This is a genomic window from Viridibacillus sp. NPDC093762, assembly GCF_050279675.1.
In the GTDB taxonomy this organism is placed as follows: Bacteria; Bacillota; Bacilli; order Bacillales_A; family Planococcaceae; genus Viridibacillus.
Genome location: NZ_JBNNUK010000003.1, coordinates 178,592 through 198,975, shown reverse-complemented (window position 1 = coordinate 198,975; position 20,384 = coordinate 178,592). Strand labels below are relative to the sequence as shown.

The window sequence follows — 20,384 nt, the reverse complement described above, 5'->3', positions numbered from 1 at the left end:
TATTAGGAGGATTTAATTATGAAAGTTTCATATCACGGGCATTCAATTGTGAAGATTCAGGTGAATGGTTATACGATTTTAATCGATCCTTTTATTAATGGAAATAAATTAACAGATTTAAAAGTGGAAGACCAAAAGCCGGATGTGATTATACTGACGCATGGGCATAATGACCATGTCGGGGATACGGTGGAGATTGCAAAAGCAGTTGATGCTTTAGTAGTTGCACCTGATGAACTAGCGAGTTATTTGTCCTGGCAAGGCGTTAGAACTCATCCACTACATATAGGGGGCTCTCATGTATTTGATTTTGGCAAAGTTAAATTGACACAAGCATTCCACGGTTCTTCATATACGACAGAGAATCGTGAAATTATTTATACAGGTATGCCATCTGGAATTTTATTTTTTGCAGAGGGTAAGACAGTTTATCATGCAGGAGATACAGCGTTATTTAGCGATATGAAATTAATAGGGGAGCGCCATCCAATTGACCTAGCATTTTTGCCAATAGGAGATAATTTTACAATGGGACCTGAAGATGCGGCATATGCGGTATCTTTTTTGAAACCGAAAGTTGTCGTTCCTGTGCATTATAATACTTTCCCGCTTATCGAACAGGATCCACATAACTTTGCTGAAATGGTGTCGAGAACTGAAGTGAAAGTATTGAATCCTGGAGAAGAACTGGAGATTTGATTAAAAAACCTGAAAGAATATGTCTTTATTAGTTTTTCAACTAATGAATATGACTAGAATGTGGTACACTTAAGCAACAATGATGTTGGAAAATAGGTGATTTTATGGCTACAAAACATGAGAAGATTCTTCAATATATAGAATCACTTCCTGTAGGGGATAAAATTTCTGTGCGACAAATCGCAAAGGATATTTCCGTGAGTGAAGGGACTGCTTATCGTGCAATTAAAGAAGCAGAAACGAGAAGACTGGTAAGCACGATTGAGCGTGTTGGAACGATTCGAATTGAGAAGAAGAAAAAAGAGAATATTGAAAGACTTACTTTTGCAGAGATCGTTAATATAGTGGATGGACAAGTTCTAGGCGGTAAAGATGGTTTGCATAAAACACTTACGAAATTTGTCATCGGTGCGATGAAGCTTGAGGACATGATGCGTTATACCGATGCAGGTAGTCTTTTAATTGTTGGGAACCGAGGTCGTACACATGAAAACGCCCTAAAAGAAGGTGCGGCTGTTTTAATAACGGGCGGATTTGATACTGCGGAAGATACGAAAAAACTTGCTGACGAGTTAGAATTACCAATTATTTCAACTAGTTACGATACTTTTACTGTAGCAACTATGATTAACCGTGCTATTTATGACCAATTGATTAAGAAAGAGATTTTATTAATTGAAGATATTGTCGTTTCAATGAAAGATACTGCTTTCTTAAAGTCGACAGATACGGTTCGTGAGTATCATTTATTAAATGCTTCAACGACTCACGGAGGATTCCCGGTAGTGGATAAGCATCATAAAATTGTTGGTATCGTGACCTCACGTGATGTGATTGGTAAACAAGATGATGACCCTATTGATCGATTAATGACACGTAATCCTATTACAGTGTCGATGAAAACTAGTGTTGCAACGGCAGGGCACCGAATGATCTGGGAAGGCATTGATTTACTACCAGTAGTCAATGATCAAGGATTATTACAAGGCGTGATTAGCCGTCAGGATGTCTTAAAGGCGTTACAAATGGCGCAAAGGCAGCCCCAACATGGTGAAACAATAGATGACCTAGTAAAAAACGAAATCAAGATGGCGAGAGACGCTGAGGAAACTACAGTAGAGTTTACCGTAACACCTCAAATGACAAACCAATTTGGTGCCATTTCATACGGTGCATTTACTACGTTACTAGTAGAAGCAGGCTCTAGTGCACTTAAAAAATTCAAGCGCGGTGAAAGTGTCGTAGAGAATATGACAATTTATCATATGAAACCGGTTCAAATGGAGACATCGTTAGTCGTCAAACCACGCATTTTGGATATGAGTCGTAAATTTGTAAAAATGGATTTCGAAGTTTATAGTGAAGCTATCTTAGTTGGTAAAGCGATGATGACCTTCCAATTATTAGAGCGCTAAACGTATTGAATTCGACAAAAAAGTGATGCACAGTACTGTGCATCACTTTTTATTCAAACGATATTCTTCTTCAACAAATTGTCCATAGTGGCGAACTCGTTTATTATAATTAAACGCAGTAAATAGGCCGAAAAGAACTAAAACTGCACATACAATATACGTTAAAGTAGTGTGGTACAAAATAGTTTGGTTGATACCAAAAATAACTAATAAGCCACCTAAAGCTACACCCGCACGACTCGAATACCATTTTTTGCGAATAGGTAAATCAGAACGGAATTGTTTTGTTTTAAGGTAAAAATAAAAAACAACTGTAATAGCAATTAAAATTGCTAGAACAACATTCAAAATATTAGACATGGTGTTCCTCCTATAAAAGCAAAGCTGATTCTAGTTTAACGATAAATACAGGAAAAAGCGAGTAGAAAAACAAAGGAAACTTGTTATATATAGATACTAAAAGAGATTAAATCTTTCAGTAGATATCTTCTGATAAAATCTAGTATGCTAGCCTTTGTATAGTCGGCATTTAGGGGCTCACAATCGTTTAAAGGAGAATCATAATGAAACGACAAATTATTGACACAATTAAGCAATATGACACAATTATTATTCATCGTCATGTTAGACCAGATCCAGATGCTTACGGGTCGCAAATGGGTCTACAAGCTATTTTACAAGCGACATATCCGGAAAAAACAGTATATACAACAGGTGAGCATGAAGAATCACTTTCATTTCTGGGAGAACCTCAAGTAGTTGCTGATAATGAGTTTGAAAATGCTCTTGTCATTGTTACTGACACAGCTAATACAGAGCGTGTCGACGATCAACGCTACAAACAAGGGAAGTTTTTAATTAAAATAGACCATCATCCAAATGATGATGCATATGGTGATATGCTTTGGGTCAACACAAATGCAAGCTCTTGTAGTGAGATGATCTATGATCTATTCACCGAGGGTAGAAAAGTAGCAGATTGGAAAATGGACAGTAAAGCGGCTCGTTTCTTATTTGCGGGAATCGTTGGTGATACTGGACGCTTTATCTATCCGAGTACAACAGAAGCGACATTTAATACTGTTGGAGAACTAATCAAATATAATTTTGATCGTACAGAATTATTTGATGGTATGTATGAATTGAGCCGAGAATTGCTGCATATGCAAGGTTATATATTCCAAAATTTTGTGATGGATGATAATGGAGCAGCTTATATTAAATTAACAATTGAAGTTTTAGAGCAATTTGGCGTGACTGCTTCAGATACTTCGCTTTTAGTAGGGTCATTAGGTAATGTTAAAGGGATTAAGGCATGGGTGATTTTTGTTGAAGAGGCCGATCAAATTCGTGTTCGCTTACGTTCAAAAGGACCAATTATTAATACTCTTGCAAAACAATATAATGGTGGAGGCCACCCAATGGCATCTGGCGCAACTATTTATAAATGGGAAGAATCAGAAGAGGTTATCTCGAAATTAAAAGAGCTTTGTGCAAAATACTAACTATCGAAAGGAAGAGATGAAGTTGCAAAATGTATATCCACAAATTGTGACGGCTGCGGATATGTTAAAAAGTACGATTCGCATTGATGAGCTCATTTCTTTCTTACAGCAAGAACATGCGAAGGCAGCAGCAATCGTCAATTCTAAATTGTACGGCTTGTTGCCTTTTTGGCGTGCATTAAAAAAAGCCGAGATTCATCCAGTTATTGGTTTAACCGTTCGTGTTCAATTTGGCGAACAGCGAGTACGATCAGTCGTTTTATATGCGGCTACACAGCAAGGTTATCAACATTTGCTGAAAGTAACTTCAGCCATGTCTATTCGTGAGGGAGAAGTGTTACCATTACGCTGGCTTGAAGGGTATCAAGAGGGTTGTATTTTAATGATTCCTATTACTTCACCGGACTGGACAGCTGATGGTTCGTTTGAAGATGTACAAGCTCTACAAGCTATTTTTGGTAAAGGTAGATTATATGTTGGGATTGACAGACCTGGTGGATTAAAGTCTGATATAGAACAGAACATTATTAGCTATTGCTACGAACAAGAATTACCTATTTGTGCGACGCATCTATGTACTTTTATGCGTGAGGAACATGCTTTTTCTTTTGAAGTAGCTAAAGCTATTGAAAAAGGGATGAAGATGAACAGTAGTGATCAATTAACCGCACGCGAGCGCCAACAGTTTGTACCTAATAACAGACAATGGCAGGAGTGGTTTGCAGATTATCCTGAGTGGCTAATGTCGGCCGAGGAAATGTTGCTTAGTTGTCAAGTTAATCTAGCATTCGACAAATTTTTGATGCCTAAGTTTCCAACGCCAAATAGTGAGACAGCTTTTTCTTTACTTGAAGCAAATAGCTTAAGAGGACTTCAAGAACGGATACCAAATGCCAATGCAGATTATATAGAGAGACTGCATTATGAATTAGAGATTATTCAAGAAATGGGCTATGCAGATTACTTTTTAATCGTTTCGGATTATATTCAATACGCGAAAAGTAAGCAAATTTTAACGGGGCCAGGTCGTGGTTCGTCAGCGAGTTCACTTGTTGCCTATACATTACGCATTACAGATGTGGATCCATTACAATACGGTTTATTATTCGAACGTTTCTTAAATCCTGAGCGAATTACCATGCCGGATATTGACGTTGATTTCGCTGATCATCGTCGGCAAGAAGTAATTCAGTATGTTGCTGATAAATATGGAAAAACATATACATCACAAATTATTACATTTGGTACGCTATCTGCTAAAGCAGTTGCTAGAGATGTTGCACGTGTATTCGGCTTCACAAGTGAAGAGATGGCGACTATTTCCTCGCTTATTCCTAATAAGATAGGTATCAATTTAAGAGAAGCCTTAGCAGATTCTGCATCATTACGTGATTGGATTGCAGCTTCAGATATACGTCAAAAATGGATTGAAGTTGCATTAAATTTAGAGGGATTACCTCGAAATGCATCAACGCATGCAGCGGGTGTGGTACTTTCTCCAGAGCCTTTAGTAAATATCGTCCCTATTGAGCCGGGGAACGAAGGGCTCTATATAACTCAGTGGCCGATGCAAGAAGTAGAATCCATCGGCTTGTTAAAAATGGATTTTCTTGGTCTCCGTAATTTAACCATTTTAGAGCGTATCCGTTCAATGATTTATTATGATACACGGAAGTTTCTTGATTTTGAAAAAATTCCATTACATGATCCCTCGACTTTCAAGTTGTTGCAACAAGGCGATACAACAGGTGTTTTTCAATTAGAGTCCGATGGTATGCGCCAAGCATTACGTGATATAAGGCCAACTGTTTTTCAGGATATCGTGGCAGTCAATGCACTGTATCGTCCAGGTCCAATGGATTTTATTCCTGTTTATAGTAAAAGGAAGCACGGTGGGGAAGCTGTAATCATGCCACATCCAGTACTTGAACCTATTTTAAGAGAGACGTATGGTGTCATTGTATATCAGGAACAAATTATGCAAATTGCTTCTGTGATGGCAGGATTTACAATGGGAGAGGCAGATATTTTACGTCGAGCAGTTAGTAAAAAGAAGAAGGAAATACTAGATGCCGAACAACAACATTTCGTGAAAAACTCTCTAGCAAAAGGCTTTACTGAGCAAGTAGCGGTGGAAGTTTACGATTTAATTGTTCGTTTTGCAAATTACGGTTTCCCAAAAAGTCATGCAGTTGCATATAGTGTCATTTCTTATCATATGGCGTATTTAAAAGCGAATTTTCCTGCGTATTTTTACGCTGCACTTCTGACAAGTACCATAGGAAATCAAGATCGTCTTTTGCGCTTATTGCAAGAGGTTAAACAAAAAGGAATAACCGTATTGCCACCATCTATTCACCATAGTGGTCGCACATTTCGAGTGGAGAAGGGTGCTATTCGTTTTGCGCTCTCTGCAATAAAGGGTGTACCACAATCATTTTTAACAAAACTTTTAAGCTTACGTAAAAACGATCATTCCAACTGGGCTGATTTATTTGATTTTGCGCTTGATATGACAGGCGTTCATTTCACTAGAAAAGCGTTGGAACCATTAATAAAGGCTGGAGCGCTGGATGATTTTGGTAGAGATCGTGGGCAACTTTTAGCATCTATTGAAGCGGTGGTCAAGCATGCGAATTTATATCGACCAAACGATGAAGAGAGCTTATTAAGTGATGGCGATTTTTTATTCGGAAAACCAAAATATGCAGATGCAGGCTTGATGCCAGAAAAGCTATTGTTACAATATGAAAAAGAGGTGCTTGGATTTTATATGTCAGAGCATCCAATTTTGAAATTAAAGAAAGAGTTGCAACTAGATTCGATGGCTGCTGCGGATATTTTACAAATCCAAGGTCGAAAATATGCGAAAATGCTCGGAATCGTTTCGGGGATAAAGCAAATTCGTACGAAAAAGGGCGAACAAATGGCGTTTATTGACCTTGAAGATGAATCTGGAATGCTTTCAATAACTATCTTTCCCCGTGAATATATCCATATTCAAGAATGGTTACAAGAGGAACAGATTGTTTTGGTAGAAGGTTTTGTAGAGCTACGTAACGGTAAGGCGCAGATGATTGTAAAGAAATTAATAACGGAACTAACTGAAAAATAGATTAAACGACTAAAACTGTGTGATATTTGCACAGTTTTTTATTTTTACTTTACTCTTCGAAAGATTTTATGTATGCTATTATCAAAAGTGGTCAGACCACTTTTTCAAACTTATTTTGTCCAAGGAGAAATTCGATGAGTGCAGAAAAACCGACTTCTAAAATGTTTATACAAATTGTCAGTGAGCTACGAGCTTTAATACGTGATGAAAATATTCCGGCAGGTGGTAAAATCCCATCAGAGCGTGTACTAGCTGAGCGTTTGAATGTTGGCAGGTCATCTGTAAGAGAAGCACTACGCAGTTTAGAGCTACTTGGACTCATTGAAACGCGTAGAGGCGAAGGAACATTCTTAACCGATTTTCGAAATCATAAACTAGTAGAAGTATTGTCTACCTTCATTTTGCAAGAAGGAACAGATCTCGAAAATGTGAATGAAACACGAAAAATTCTTGAACGTGATGCAATTCGTATCGTGTCTTCTAATGAAACATTACGAAAGTTACCAGTATGGGAAAGTTTGTGGCGTAATCTTGAGACTGAAGGTGTAATTGCGCGCGAAGATGTTATGCGAGAAATCGTTATCGCATCAGAAAATCGCCTTGTACTGAAAATGTGGATTCTGTTAAAGCAATATGGAAAAGAGATGTATAGTGGACTTTCTACCGAGCATGAACAGCCTATGTTACAAGCCTTTATTAGTGAATTAATGATAGGAAATACTGCTGAAGCAATAAGCTGGTTTGATAAATGGACCGAGTTGCTACATAAGGGGAGAGATATTTTATGAGTATAAAAGATTTATTTAAAACCAATAAAATTAAAAATAAAGCGCGTATTTCTATAAAGCGTGAAGAACATGAAGTACCAGAAGGAATCATGACAAAATGTCCTGATTGTCGTCATGTGGAGTTAACAAAGGATTTAATGAAAGGATTAAAAGTTTGTTCAAAGTGTGACCATCATTACAAAATGACAGCACAAGAGCGTGTTGAAATTTTCTTTGATGAAGGTGCATTTAAATCATTGGATGATCATTTAATTTCTATTAATCCATTAGAGTTTCCTAGCTATATAGAAAAGGTTCAATCAGATATAAAGAAAACAGGATTAAATGAAGCAGTACTAACAGGTGTCGGTGAGTTGGATGGCGAACAAATCGTTGTAGCGATTATGGATTCACATTTCCGTATGGGCTCAATGGGTTCTGTAGTTGGTGAGAAAATCACCCGTGCAATTGAAAAGGCCACTGAACTAAGTGCACCATTTATCATATTCACAGCGAGCGGTGGAGCTCGTATGCAAGAAGGCGTATTATCTCTTATGCAAATGGCGAAAACGAGTGTTGCCTTACAACGCCATAGTGCAGAAGGCCATTTATTTATTTCAATCATGACACACCCGACAACTGGTGGTGTTTCTGCAAGTTTTGCTTCTCTTGGGGATATCAATTTAGCTGAGCCAAAAGCATTGATTGGATTTGCGGGGCGTCGTGTTATTGAACAGACAGTTCGTGAAAAATTACCAGAAGATTTCCAAACAGCAGAATTTCTATTGGCACACGGTCAGTTAGATGCGGTGGTAAATCGTAAAGATATGCGCAAAACAGTTTCAACAATTGTTAAGCTTCACGTAAAGGAGGCGCAATAATAATGGTGAAATACTTACCGTTCGAAGCACCGCTTATGCAGCTTCGTGAAAAAATTAATGAGTTAAAAGAATTCACTACCAATGCAGATGTTGATATGTCCAAAGAAATTAGTCAGCTTGAGGACCGTTTTAGTAAATTAGCTAAAGAAATTTATGATAATATCCAACCTTGGGACCGAGTACAAATTGCTAGACATCCTGAACGACCAACGACAAAAGATTATATAAATGCTATTTTTGATGATTTTATCGAGTTTCATGGAGATCGAAACTTTGGTGATGATGAGGCGATTATCGGAGGTATTGCTTCTTTTGAAGGCCGACCAGTTACAATTATTGGCCATCAAAGAGGGAAGGATACAAAAGAGAATATTCGACGTAACTTTGGTATGCCACATCCAGAAGGCTATAGAAAGGCTTTACGCCTAATGAAGCAAGCTGAGAAATTTTCAAGACCAATTATATGTATGATTGATACAAAAGGTGCGTATCCTGGTAAAGCGGCAGAACAACGTGGACAAAGTGAAGCTATAGCACGCAATCTATTCGAAATGGCGGGGTTAAAAGTTCCGGTCATCAGTATAGTTATAGGTGAAGGTGGTAGTGGTGGTGCACTTGCTCTTTGTGTAGCGAACCAAATTCACATGTTGGAAAATGCAACTTTGTCTGTTATTTCACCGGAAGGAGCTGCTTCTATTTTATGGAAGGATGCGACTTTAGCACAAAAAGCTGCAGAAGCTATGCGTATTACTGCACCGAACTTAAAGGAAATGGCAATTATAGATGAAATTATCCCTGAAGTGTTAGGTGGCGCGCATAATGATGTAGTGCAACAAGCTCTTAATATGAAGACGGTTCTTAGTGATTCATTAGAACAAATGAAAAATTTAACAGCTGATGAATTGATACAAAATCGTTATAATAAATTCAGAGCTATTGGGGTTTACGCTGAATAGTAACAATTAAATTTAGGGGTGGGCTGAATCAGTATCGATACATTGGATACTTGAAACAGCCTATTTCTTTCGGCACAATACTGACACAGAATACTATTTCGTGTTAATGTCTTAAGAGTGACGCTTGTAGGAGGAATGAATCATATGAAAAAAATTGGTGTTTTAACAAGTGGTGGAGATGCACCAGGCATGAATGCAGCTGTCCGCGCAGTTGTCAGGAAAGCTTTATATCATGATTTAGAAGTTGCAGGTATTTACTATGGCTATCAAGGACTGATAGAAGGACAAATTGAAAGTTTAGATCGCGGTTCTGTAGGGGATATTATTCAACGTGGGGGTACGAAATTACATTCTGCACGTTGTTTAGAATTCAAAACAGAAGAAGGACAGCTAAAAGCGATTGAACAGTTGAAAAAGCATGGTATCGAAGGGTTAGTTGTTATCGGAGGAGACGGTTCTTATCAAGGGGCTTTGGCGTTAACGAAGCGTGGTTTCCCTTGTGTAGGTGTGCCAGGAACAATTGATAATGATATTCCAGGAACAGATTATACAATAGGTTTTGATACAGCTTTGAATACTGTAATTGATTGTATTGATAAAATTCGTGATACAGCAACATCTCATGAACGTACATTTATCATTGAAGTAATGGGTCGCGATGCAGGTGATTTGGCTTTATGGGCTGGTCTAGCAGGTGGTGCTGAAACGATTTTGATTCCTGAAGTACAACATGATTTAGACGAACTTGTCACACGTTTAGAACAAGGTTATGACAGAGGGAAAAAGCACAGTATTATTATAGTTGCTGAAGGGGTTATGTCAGCGAGTGATTTGGCAAAAAAACTTTCAGAAAAAAATATTGAAACAAGAGTTTCAGTTTTAGGTCATATCCAACGTGGTGGATCGCCGACAGCACGTGACCGTGTACTAGCAAGTACTTTCGCTGCGAGAGCGGTAGAATTATTAATTGAGCATCGTGGTGGTCTTGCAGTTGGCATGAGAAACCATGTGGTGGTAGACTATGACTTAGCAGAGGCATTTAAGAAAGAACGTAATACAGACTTGTCAATGTACACTTTATCAAAAGAATTATCGATTTAAATAAATTGGAGTGGTCGAACAGATGAGAAAAACAAAAATTGTATGTACTATTGGTCCCGCTAGTGAATCGCAAGAAATTTTAGTGCAATTAATCGAAGCAGGTATGAACGTAGCTCGTTTGAATTTTTCGCATGGTAGTCATGAAGAACACGCAGCAAGAATCGAAAGCATTCGTGAAGCAGCGAAAAAGACTGGACAAGTTGTGGCTATTTTACTTGATACGAAAGGTCCTGAAATTCGTACGCATTCAATGGAAAGTGGCGCTGTAGAATTAGTAACAGGTCAAACAATTGATGTTTCAATGACAGAAGTACTAGGCAATAAAGAAATTTTCTCTATTACTTACGAAAAACTTATCAATGATGTTGAAGAAGGTTCAGTCATTTTATTAGATGATGGCCTAATTGAATTACGTGTAACTGGTAAAGATACTGACGCTGGATTAATTCATACTGTAGTTGAAAATGCAGGCGTGCTTAAAAATAAAAAAGGCGTGAATGTACCAGGCGTTTCAGTGCAATTACCAGGTATTACCGATAAGGATGCACAAGATATACTATTTGGTATCGAACAAGGTGTAGACTTTATCGCTGCTTCATTTGTGCGTCGTTCATCAGATGTATTGGAAATCCGTGAGTTGTTAGAAAATAATAACGGTGGACATATCCAAATTATTCCGAAAATCGAGAATCAAGAAGGTGTCGATAATATCGATGAAATCATTCAAGTTTCCGACGGTTTAATGGTTGCTCGTGGTGACCTTGGAGTTGAAATTCCAGCAGAAGAAGTACCGATTGTTCAAAAAAATCTAATCCAAAAATGTAACACAGTAGGAAAACCGGTTATTACAGCGACACAAATGCTGGATTCAATGCAGCGTAATCCTCGTCCTACTCGAGCTGAAGCAAGTGACGTAGCAAATGCGATCTTAGATGGTACAGATGCAATCATGCTTTCTGGTGAAACAGCAGCTGGACTTTATCCTGTAGAATCTGTAAAAACAATGTATAAAATTGCTAATCGCATAGAGGATTCATTGGATCACCGTGCAATCGTTAGTAAACGTAGCCGTGAAAAAGGTGCTAGCATGACTGAGGCAATTAGCCAAGCAGTTGCTTACACTTCACTTAACTTACAAGTTTCAGCTATTTTGGCACCTACTGAGAGTGGCCATACAGCACGTATGATCGCCAAGTATCGTCCAGGTGTACCGATTATTTCAGTTACATCATCAGAACAAACATGTCGCAAATTAGCACTTGTATGGGGTGTGTTCCCTATCGTTGGACCAAAAGTAAGTTCAACGGATGAAATTTTAGAGCTAACTGTTCAAGAAAGTTTGAACAAAGGCTATGTTCACCACGGTGATCTAGTTGTAATTACAGCTGGTGTGCCAGTAGGTGAAGCAGGTACGACAAACTTGATGAAAGTTCATGTAATTGGCGATATGCTTACTAAAGGTCAAGGAATTGGTAAATCTGCTGCTATAGGTAAAGCTTTAGTTGTCAGAAATGCTGAGCAAGCACTAGCGCAAGATACTGAAGGTAAAATTATTGTAACGATTGGTTCTGATCGTGATATGATGCCAGCTATCTCTAAATGCGCAGGGTTAATTACTGAAGAAGGTGGATTAACAAGTCATGCTGCAGTTGTTGGCTTAAGTCTAGGTATTCCTGTTATTGTGGGTGTAAAAGACGCTACAACAATGATAAGTGATGGACAAGAGTTATCAATCGATGCAGTATCTGGAGTTATCTACTACGGACGTTCAAGTATTTTGTAATAAATAAAAAAACAACCTCAGCGTATTCGAGCTGAGGTTGTTTTTTAAAAAGAGGTGGATAAATTGCGTAAAATTCTATTATTTCTATTATTGATTCCTATAATTGAAATTGCGGTTGTATTAATATCTGGAAAACTAATTGGTGCCATGTATACGCTAGTCTTAATTATTGTCACAGGTATATTAGGAATCTATTTAGCTAAAACCCAAGGAGTTAAAGCTTTTAAGGATATTCAACAAGCAATACAAAGTGGACAACCACCAGGTAATGCCATGATTAATGGTTTACTTATATTTACTGGTGGATTGTTTTTAGTCTTGCCAGGTTTTGTATCTGATATTATTGGTCTTCTTTTGGTCTTTGGTCCCACAAGAAATCTCTTTAAACCAATTCTTTATTATTGGTTACGTAAAAAGATGAAAAACGGTCAAGTTATTTTGGTGCAAAAATAGGATGATTTCTTAATTTTACAGCAAGTAACAATAAGAATGGACTAATTAAAATACCTGCGATGCCAAAGAGTAATAAACTAATGGCACTTATCATAAACGCGTGAATGGAACGGATATGTAAAGTTGATGCCCACATATACGATTCAGCGAATTGTCTTGAAAGCTGAATTACCGCATAGAGAATCAATAAATATATGCAAAGTAAGTGATTACCTGTTATAAAAAAATATATACTCATTGGAATTAGGAAGATACCGATTCCTAAAAAGGGAAGGCTATCTGCTACAGAGATGAGTAATGCTTTTCCAACGGGAAATGAAAAGCCAAGTACCATTAAGCCTACAGATAAAAGAGCAAATGTCAGGAGTAATAAACGTAATTCTACTGACAGAAAATAACCGAATAATTGAGAAGCTTCTTCATAAACACGTTGAATAGGTTTTCTAAAGCGAGCAGGTAAATAGATAAAAAACCATAATCTATTCCTGCTTGTTTCATATAAAGCAAAATACAAGGCTACTAGATAAAAAGTAAAATTAATTAGATTATGGAAGGTGGATTGCACAATATTTACGAGCGACTCCATAGCCATATCTACTAGGGAAACAAATTTCTCTTGTATATTAAGTAGTAGCATTGATTGCATATTGGAGAAAAACTCAACTTGTGTAATTATGCGTTTAATCTCTGGTAAAGTTTCGATTAAAACAGAAATTAAAAATAGTATAGTTGCGATAAAAATGGATAAAATAATAACTTCAGTAGTTAATGCTGCGAGCCATCGAGGCAGTTTTAATATTGAGATTAAATACTTTAGTAATGGATATGCGAAATAAGCCGTTAAAATCGCTAGAGATACAGGTAAAACTAACCAACACAACACTAAAAGTAGAGCAATTAGTATGGATAATTGGATTCGATACATTGTGGATTTTTTGATTTTTTCTTGTAACAAAACATCATCCTTTAAAAAATGTGATTTTTTCATCCTAGTTAATGTTTATTTTTTTCTACAAAATACGATATTTCTGTCTAAATTTTGTTTTTCAAATGAAATACAGCCTTTTCATTCACAAAGCCGTCAAAATTTATTATAATAGCAATGTAAGCGATTTAGTTATAGGTTCATATCGAAAAAACGTAGGTTGCATTTATGTAATTTTGTAAATGTTATCTAATACAATTGGAGAAGGAGCGATATATTATGACAGCAACACGCGGATTAGAAGGTGTCGTAGCAGCAGAGACTAAAATCAGTTCTATTATTGATGATACTCTTACATATGTTGGCTACAATATTGATGACTTAGCAGACAATGCATCTTTTGAAGAGGTAATTTACTTACTATGGCACACACGTCTTCCTAAAGCAGACGAATTAGCTGAATTGAAACAACAATTAGCTGACAATATGGAAGTGCCACAAGCGGTATTAGATCACTTTAAAACTTATGACATCAAATCTGTTCACCCAATGGCTGCATTACGCACAGCAGTTTCCTTACTAGCTTTATATGATGAAGATGCTGAGGATATGTCTGACGATGCAAACTATCGTAAAGCAATCAAATTGCAAGCTAGAATTTCTACTGTTGTAACTGCTTTCTCTCGTATTCGTGCAGGTTTAGAACCGGTAGCACCTAAAAAAGAGTTAAGTTACGCTGCAAACTTCCTTTATATGTTATCTGGTAAAGAACCAGAAGCAATCGCTGTTGAAGCATTCAACAAAGCATTAGTATTACATGCTGACCACGAATTAAATGCATCTACATTTACTGCTCGTGTATGTGTAGCTACATTATCTGATGTATATTCAGGTGTTACAGCTGCAATTGGCGCACTTAAAGGTCCTTTACATGGTGGCGCTAACGAACAAGTAATGAAAATGCTTTCTGAAATCGGTTCAGTTGATAAAGTTGAAGATTATATTAACGATAAATTAGCTAACAAAGTTAAAATCATGGGCTTCGGACACCGCGTATACCGTAAAGGTGATCCACGTGCGCCGCACTTAAAAGTTATGTCTGAGAAGTTAACTAAATTAACTGGTCAACCAGAATATTACGAAATGTCAGTGAAAATCCATGAAATGGTGACTGGACAAAAAAATCTACCACCAAACGTAGATTTCTATTCAGCATCTGTATACCACTCTTTAGGTATCGATCACGATTTATTCACTCCAATCTTCGCGGTTTCACGCGTATCTGGATGGGTAGCTCACATTTTAGAACAATATGCTAACAATCGTTTAATTCGTCCACGTGCAGAGTATGTTGGACCAGGAATGCAAAAATATGTACCTGTAAACGAAAGATAATTGGTATAATAAAAAAGTCAAGGGCAGCGCTAGGTTCTGGCATCTGCCCTTTGATTATGAATATTAGGAGGCAATAAGTTCATGTCTAACGGTAAAATCGTAGTTGAAAATGGCGTACTTAAAGTACCAAACAATCCAATCATTCCATTCATCGAAGGTGACGGAATAGGTCCAGATATTTGGGCAGCAGCATCACGCGTAATCGATGCAGCAGTAAAACAAGCTTACAATGGTGAAAAATCTATCGAGTGGAAAGAAGTACTTGCTGGACAAAAAGCATTCGACCAAACTGGTGAATGGTTACCACAAGCAACTCTTGACGCTATCAATGAATACTTAATCGCAATTAAAGGACCTCTTACTACACCAATCGGTGGCGGTATCCGTTCTCTAAACGTAGCATTACGTCAACAACTTGACCTTTATGTTTGTTTACGTCCTGTTCGTTACTTCGAAGGTGTTCCTTCTCCAATTAAACGTCCTGAAGACACTGATATGGTTATTTTCCGTGAAAACACAGAAGATATCTATGCAGGTATTGAATATGCTGAAGGTTCAGATGAAGTTAAAAAACTTATCAACTTCCTTCAAACTGAAATGGGCGTTAACAAAATCCGTTTCCCAGAAACTTCAGGTATCGGTATTAAACCAGTATCTAAAGAAGGTACACAACGTTTAGTTCGCGCTGCTATTAACTATGCTATTAATGAAAAACGCGAATCTTTAACTTTAGTTCACAAAGGTAACATCATGAAGTTCACTGAAGGTGGATTCAAAACTTGGGGTTACGAATTAGCTGAAACTGAATTTGCTGACCAAACATTCACTTGGAACCAATATGATGCAATCAAAGAAGCTGAAGGCGCTGAAGCTGCTGATAAAGCACAAGCAGAAGCACTTGCTGCTGGTAAAATCTTAGTAAAAGATTCTATTGCTGATATCTTCTTACAACAAATCTTAACTCGTCCAAAAGAGTTTGATGTTGTAGCAACTATGAACTTAAACGGTGACTACATCTCTGACGCATTAGCTGCTCAAGTTGGTGGTATCGGTATTGCTCCAGGAGCTAACATTAACTATGTTAGTGGACATGCGATCTTCGAAGCTACTCACGGAACAGCACCGAAATATGCTGGACAAGATAAAGTAAACCCATCTTCAGTATTACTTTCTGGCGTTCTTATGCTTGAACACTTAGGCTGGAAAGAAGCTGCAGATTTAGTAACTGCATCAGTAGAAAAAACAATTGCTTCTAAAGTTGTAACTTACGACTTTGCTCGTCTAATGGACGGCGCTACAGAAGTAAAATGTTCTGCATTTGCTGACGAACTAATTAAAAACCTGTAATATTAGACTAGATGAATGAGGGGATTGGGGATTTTTTCCCCTTTTCCCTCTTTATATTTATTATCAAAGGAGTGTATTCGAATGACTTTGAAACGTAGTAAAATTTCTGTAATTGGTGGGGGCTTCACTGGTGCTACATCTGCTTTCTTAGCTGCACAGAAGGAACTTGGTGATGTTGTATTAGTAGACATTCCACAAGCTGAAAACCCAACAAAAGGTAAAGCTCTTGATATGTTCGAAGCTTCTCCAGTACAAGGTTTTGACGCACGTGTAAAGGGTACTTCTGATTATGCTGATACTGCTGATTCTGACGTAGTAATCATTACTGCTGGGGTTGCTCGTAAACCAGGAATGAGTCGCGATGATTTAGTTCTGATCAATCAAAGCGTTATGAAAGCAGTAACAAAAGAAATTGTAAAATACTCTCCAAAAGCAACAATTATTGTTTTAACAAACCCAGTTGATGCAATGACTTACACAGTTTACAAAGAATCTGGTTTCCCTAAAAACCGCGTTATCGGTCAATCGGGTGTTCTTGATTCAGCTCGTTTCCGTGCATTCATCGCGGAAGAGTTAAACATCTCAGTTAAAGATATTACTGGTGTTGTACTTGGTGGTCATGGTGACACTATGGTTCCACTTACTCGCTACTCATTCGCTGGTGGTATTCCACTAGAAAAACTAATTGCTCCAGAGCGTTTAGAAGAGATCGTTAATCGTACTCGTAACGGTGGTGCTGAAATCGTAAACCTTCTTGGTAACGGTTCTGCTTACTATGCTCCAGCTGCAGCATTAGTTGAAATGGCTGAAGCAATAATTAAAGACCAACGTCGTGTATTACCATCAATTGCTTACTTAGAAGGCGAATATGGTTACAATGATATCTACCTTGGTGTACCAACTATTCTTGGTGCTAACGGTATCGAAAGAATTATTGAATTGGATTTAACAATTGACGAAAAAGAGGCTTTGGATAACTCTGCAGAAGCAGTTAACAACGTTATGAAAGTTCTTGCTTAATATCCTTTTAAACGAGCAGGTTTTTACCTACTCGTTTTTTTTATAAAAAAATTCAGATAATATGATATTGTATACAATCATACTGTCTTTTTTTACTGATTATTGTTACTATTGAAATACCAAATTATTTAAGGGGGAATAATGTGTTACTTGGCAAGAAGAGAAAGTTAGGTAGAAAAATTCAAGAGTTGTCTGTTGGCGAATCATTACAGCTAACGGAGAAAATCGAAGATAAAGACTTACTATTATATCTCGGCTTAACCAATGACAGTAATCCTCTATACATACAACATGAATTTACCTCACAGACTAGTTTTCAAAAACCTGTAGTACCTACAATCATGTTGAATGGTGTGGTAACATCAGCTATCTCAAAATATATTCCGGGTCCTGGTTCTTATATTACTTCGCAACAATTTGAATATCCGCAACCGGTATATCATTATGATACGATTCATATTTTACTTGAAGTAGCCGAAGTGGATATTGAGCTTAATGAAGTAACTGTGAATATTGAAGGACGCAATGATGAAGGCCTACTAGTGATGCAAGGTAAAATGACAGTAAATCCGCCGAATCGTGAACAAGATGATTCTGCAAATAAGAAAGAAGAAATCTAGTAGCAAAGGTTTGAAATGGGGGTTTCAAATCAATTGCGGGGGAAAAAACATGACATATAAAATACTTGTAGTAGAAGATGAAATTTCAATTGCAACATTATTACAATACAATCTCCAACAGGCAGGATATGAAGTAGTGATTGCAAACGATGGGAAAGAAGGCTTACACAAAGCGATTTTGGAAAAGCCAGATTTACTTTTATTAGACTTAATGTTACCTAAAATGGACGGCATGGAAGTTTGTAAAGAGCTACGTATTAAGAAAATCAATACACCAATTATTATGTTAACAGCAAAAGACGATGAGTTCGATAAAGTACTTGGTCTTGAGCTTGGAGCAGATGATTATATGACAAAGCCATTCAGTCCACGTGAAGTAATGGCTAGGGTTAAAGCTGTTTTACGCCGTTCTAAAGTGACAGAAGTAGTGATGGAAGAAAAGGAGCATGTTGAACAAACGTATTCATTTGGACAACTGCAAGTATTACCTGATCGGTTTGAAGCTTTCTTAGGAGAGGAAGTATTAGAATTCACTCCAAAAGAATTCGAACTTCTTGTCTATTTATTAGAAAATAAAAATCGTGTGTTAACACGCGATCAGCTATTAAGTGCTGTGTGGAATTATGATTTTGCAGGAGATACGCGGATTGTTGATGTACACATTAGTCACTTGCGTGAACAAATTGAAGAAAATAGTCGTAAACCAAAATTCATTAAAACAATAAGAGGGTTAGGCTATAAATTCGAGGAGCCGAAGCTATGATGAAATCTCTTAAAGTTAGGTTGCTCATTTCTTTTGGATTTCTGTATGGTACAGCGTTAGCTGGTCTTGGTTTTATACTAGGCCAGCTTTTTCCTGTATATGTAGAGGATTCTATACGCTCTAATTCCATTCGATCACATGAAAATATTTTACGTGCAATAGAAAAGCAAAGTATTGATTTAACTGTAGATCAAGAACAGTCTATAATAAATGCCCTACCGCTTGATTTTGGCGGAAATGAATTAGCTGATATACGAATTCGACTATGGATTATGCTTATTGTCACTTTGATAATAACCTTTATACTACTTATGGTTATTACTTCACGCTTGATAAAGAATTTGGCTCAGCCTATAGATAATGTAACAAATACAGCGTTAGAGTTGGCAAAAGGAAATTATCGTGCAAGGGCATATGAAAATGTAGAATCACCAACGATACAACTAAGTAATGCGGTTAATATTCTTGCTCGGAACTTGCAAGATATTATGATGATTCGCGAGATGGAGCAAGAACGTCTAAAAACGCTAATAGAAAATATGGGTAGTGCACTTATAATGATTGGCAAGGAAGGGCATGTATCTATTGTAAATAAAGTGTTTTTGGAATTATTCGATGTGCCTCATGATACAGTCTATAAACAGGTTTTCCGCGAATTAGGATTACCGAATGAATTAGAGCAATTTGTCGATCACGTCTTTATGACAGAAATAACATACCGTAAACAAATGCAAATAGAAATCCAACAAGAATTCCACCATATGGAAGTATATGGAGCTCCGGTAATAGGAGAACACGGTCACTGGCTAGGGATTGTAATTATCATGCATGATATTTCGGAATTGAAAAAGCTAGAGCAAATACGTAAGGATTTTGTAGCAAATGTATCGCATGAATTACGTACCCCTATTACATCGATAAAAGGCTTTTCTGAAACATTATTAGACGGTGCTTACAAAGAACAAGGTACATTATTGTCCTTTTTAGAAATTATTAATAAAGAGAGTAATCGCCTTCAGATGCTTATTTTAGATTTGCTTGAGTTATCGAAAATTGAAAAGCATGGTTTTACTGTCAACATTGCTCGTACAAGTTTAAAGGATGTAATTGTAAGGGCGACTGAAATGACAGTGCCACGTCTTGAGGAAAAAAACATATCTTTCGAAGCGGAAATTGAGCAGGATGTTGTAGTTGAAGGAGATGCAAATCGACTAATCCAGGTAGTGATGAATTTAATGACAAATGCGACTACTTACTCGCCAGAGAATACGAAAATTAAAGTAAAATTATATGAACAAAACAAAAGTGGTGTCATTGAAATAATCGATGAGGGAATTGGAATTGAAAAACCTGAAATCCCAAGAATTTTTGAACGTTTCTACCGTGTCGACCGAGCACGTAGTCGTAATTCTGGTGGAACAGGTCTTGGTCTTGCAATTGTGAAGCATTTAATAGAGGCGCACCACGGTAAAATTCAAGTGGAGAGTGTAGTTGGTAAAGGAACGACAATGCGTGTTATTTTGCCAGAAAAACAACCAAATTAACACAATGTTTACAATATATATATATACTCTTCATAATCCTTTGTTAATATAATATTCGAAGCCCCCTTCAACCAGTGTTTTGGAAGTGAGAATCT

General features: G+C 37.2%; 18 protein-coding genes. 16 read left to right on the top strand and 2 right to left on the bottom strand.

The features are described from left to right. Window positions 1–18 precede the first annotated feature (18 nt). Both ACQKM9_RS06405 and ACQKM9_RS06400 read left to right on the top strand, forming a co-directional pair. Window positions 19–699 carry a metal-dependent hydrolase gene (locus ACQKM9_RS06405; protein WP_427733559.1) on the top strand — a complete coding sequence of 227 codons (681 nt, stop codon included), beginning with the start codon at window positions 19–21 and terminating at the stop codon, window positions 697–699. 104 nt (window positions 700–803) lie between these two features. Continuing rightward, entirely contained in the window at window positions 804–2,114 is a 1,311-nt protein-coding gene (locus ACQKM9_RS06400) for a DRTGG domain-containing protein (RefSeq protein WP_427733558.1), read from the top strand. A 42-nt stretch (window positions 2,115–2,156) separates the two neighbouring features. On the opposite strand, the gene ACQKM9_RS06395 is transcribed toward ACQKM9_RS06400, so the two are convergent. Then, the gene (locus tag ACQKM9_RS06395; RefSeq protein ID WP_427733557.1) at window positions 2,157–2,474 is read right to left on the bottom strand and encodes a YtpI family protein; all 318 of its coding nucleotides are present in this window, start codon (window positions 2,472–2,474) and stop codon (window positions 2,157–2,159) included. A 203-nt stretch (window positions 2,475–2,677) separates the two neighbouring features. On the opposite strand from ACQKM9_RS06395, the gene ACQKM9_RS06390 reads away from it, so the two are divergent. The 8 genes from ACQKM9_RS06390 to ACQKM9_RS06355 all read left to right on the top strand — a co-directional run bounded on the left by ACQKM9_RS06390 (window position 2,678) and on the right by ACQKM9_RS06355 (window position 12,675). Further along, the gene (locus ACQKM9_RS06390; protein ID WP_427733556.1) at window positions 2,678–3,619 is read left to right on the top strand and encodes a DHH family phosphoesterase; all 942 of its coding nucleotides are present in this window, start codon (window positions 2,678–2,680) and stop codon (window positions 3,617–3,619) included. A gap of 22 nt (window positions 3,620–3,641) precedes the next feature. Further along, entirely contained in the window at window positions 3,642–6,734 is a 3,093-nt protein-coding gene (gene dnaE, locus ACQKM9_RS06385) for a DNA polymerase III subunit alpha (RefSeq protein ID WP_427733555.1), read from the top strand. Between the two features lie 134 nt (window positions 6,735–6,868). Continuing rightward, window positions 6,869–7,522 carry a FadR/GntR family transcriptional regulator gene (locus ACQKM9_RS06380; RefSeq protein ID WP_427733554.1) on the top strand — a complete coding sequence of 218 codons (654 nt, stop codon included), beginning with the start codon at window positions 6,869–6,871 and terminating at the stop codon, window positions 7,520–7,522. Next, window positions 7,519–8,382, top strand: a complete 864-nt coding sequence (accD, locus tag ACQKM9_RS06375; RefSeq protein ID WP_427733553.1) for an acetyl-CoA carboxylase, carboxyltransferase subunit beta — start codon at window positions 7,519–7,521, stop codon at window positions 8,380–8,382. Before ACQKM9_RS06380 ends, accD begins: the two co-directional genes overlap by 4 nt. A gap of 2 nt (window positions 8,383–8,384) precedes the next feature. Beyond that, complete coding sequence (gene accA, locus ACQKM9_RS06370; protein ID WP_427733552.1) at window positions 8,385–9,338, top strand: acetyl-CoA carboxylase carboxyl transferase subunit alpha; 954 nt, start codon at window positions 8,385–8,387, stop codon at window positions 9,336–9,338. A 144-nt stretch (window positions 9,339–9,482) separates the two neighbouring features. After that, on the top strand, window positions 9,483–10,439 hold the full coding sequence (gene pfkA / locus ACQKM9_RS06365; protein WP_427733551.1) for a 6-phosphofructokinase: 957 nt from the start codon (window positions 9,483–9,485) through the stop codon (window positions 10,437–10,439). 22 nt (window positions 10,440–10,461) lie between these two features. Then, the gene (gene pyk, locus ACQKM9_RS06360; RefSeq protein ID WP_427733550.1) at window positions 10,462–12,222 is read left to right on the top strand and encodes a pyruvate kinase; all 1,761 of its coding nucleotides are present in this window, start codon (window positions 10,462–10,464) and stop codon (window positions 12,220–12,222) included. 63 nt (window positions 12,223–12,285) lie between these two features. Further along, complete coding sequence (locus tag ACQKM9_RS06355; RefSeq protein ID WP_427733549.1) at window positions 12,286–12,675, top strand: FxsA family protein; 390 nt, start codon at window positions 12,286–12,288, stop codon at window positions 12,673–12,675. On the opposite strand, the gene ACQKM9_RS06350 is transcribed toward ACQKM9_RS06355, so the two are convergent. Continuing rightward, window positions 12,656–13,663 (bottom strand): AI-2E family transporter, encoded by a 1,008-nt coding sequence (locus tag ACQKM9_RS06350; RefSeq protein ID WP_427733548.1) that lies wholly within the window; start codon window positions 13,661–13,663, stop codon window positions 12,656–12,658. The two genes, ACQKM9_RS06355 and ACQKM9_RS06350, sit on opposite strands and share 20 nt — an antisense overlap. A 216-nt stretch (window positions 13,664–13,879) precedes the next feature. Between ACQKM9_RS06350 and citZ the strand changes: the two genes are divergently transcribed. The 6 genes from citZ (at window position 13,880) to pnpS (ending at window position 20,289) form a co-directional block, all read left to right on the top strand. Then, complete coding sequence (citZ, locus tag ACQKM9_RS06345; RefSeq protein ID WP_427733547.1) at window positions 13,880–14,995, top strand: citrate synthase; 1,116 nt, start codon at window positions 13,880–13,882, stop codon at window positions 14,993–14,995. A gap of 81 nt (window positions 14,996–15,076) precedes the next feature. Continuing rightward, entirely contained in the window at window positions 15,077–16,342 is a 1,266-nt protein-coding gene (gene icd, locus ACQKM9_RS06340; RefSeq protein ID WP_427733546.1) for an NADP-dependent isocitrate dehydrogenase, read from the top strand. A gap of 81 nt (window positions 16,343–16,423) precedes the next feature. Continuing rightward, complete coding sequence (gene mdh / locus ACQKM9_RS06335; RefSeq protein ID WP_427733545.1) at window positions 16,424–17,362, top strand: malate dehydrogenase; 939 nt, start codon at window positions 16,424–16,426, stop codon at window positions 17,360–17,362. Between the two features lie 143 nt (window positions 17,363–17,505). Beyond that, the gene (locus ACQKM9_RS06330) at window positions 17,506–17,982 is read left to right on the top strand and encodes a MaoC/PaaZ C-terminal domain-containing protein (protein WP_427733544.1); all 477 of its coding nucleotides are present in this window, start codon (window positions 17,506–17,508) and stop codon (window positions 17,980–17,982) included. A 49-nt stretch (window positions 17,983–18,031) separates the two neighbouring features. After that, the gene (locus tag ACQKM9_RS06325) at window positions 18,032–18,745 is read left to right on the top strand and encodes a winged helix-turn-helix domain-containing protein (RefSeq protein WP_427733543.1); all 714 of its coding nucleotides are present in this window, start codon (window positions 18,032–18,034) and stop codon (window positions 18,743–18,745) included. After that, complete coding sequence (gene pnpS, locus ACQKM9_RS06320; protein WP_427733662.1) at window positions 18,745–20,289, top strand: two-component system histidine kinase PnpS; 1,545 nt, start codon at window positions 18,745–18,747, stop codon at window positions 20,287–20,289. Before ACQKM9_RS06325 ends, pnpS begins: the two co-directional genes overlap by 1 nt. Window positions 20,290–20,384 lie beyond the last annotated feature (95 nt).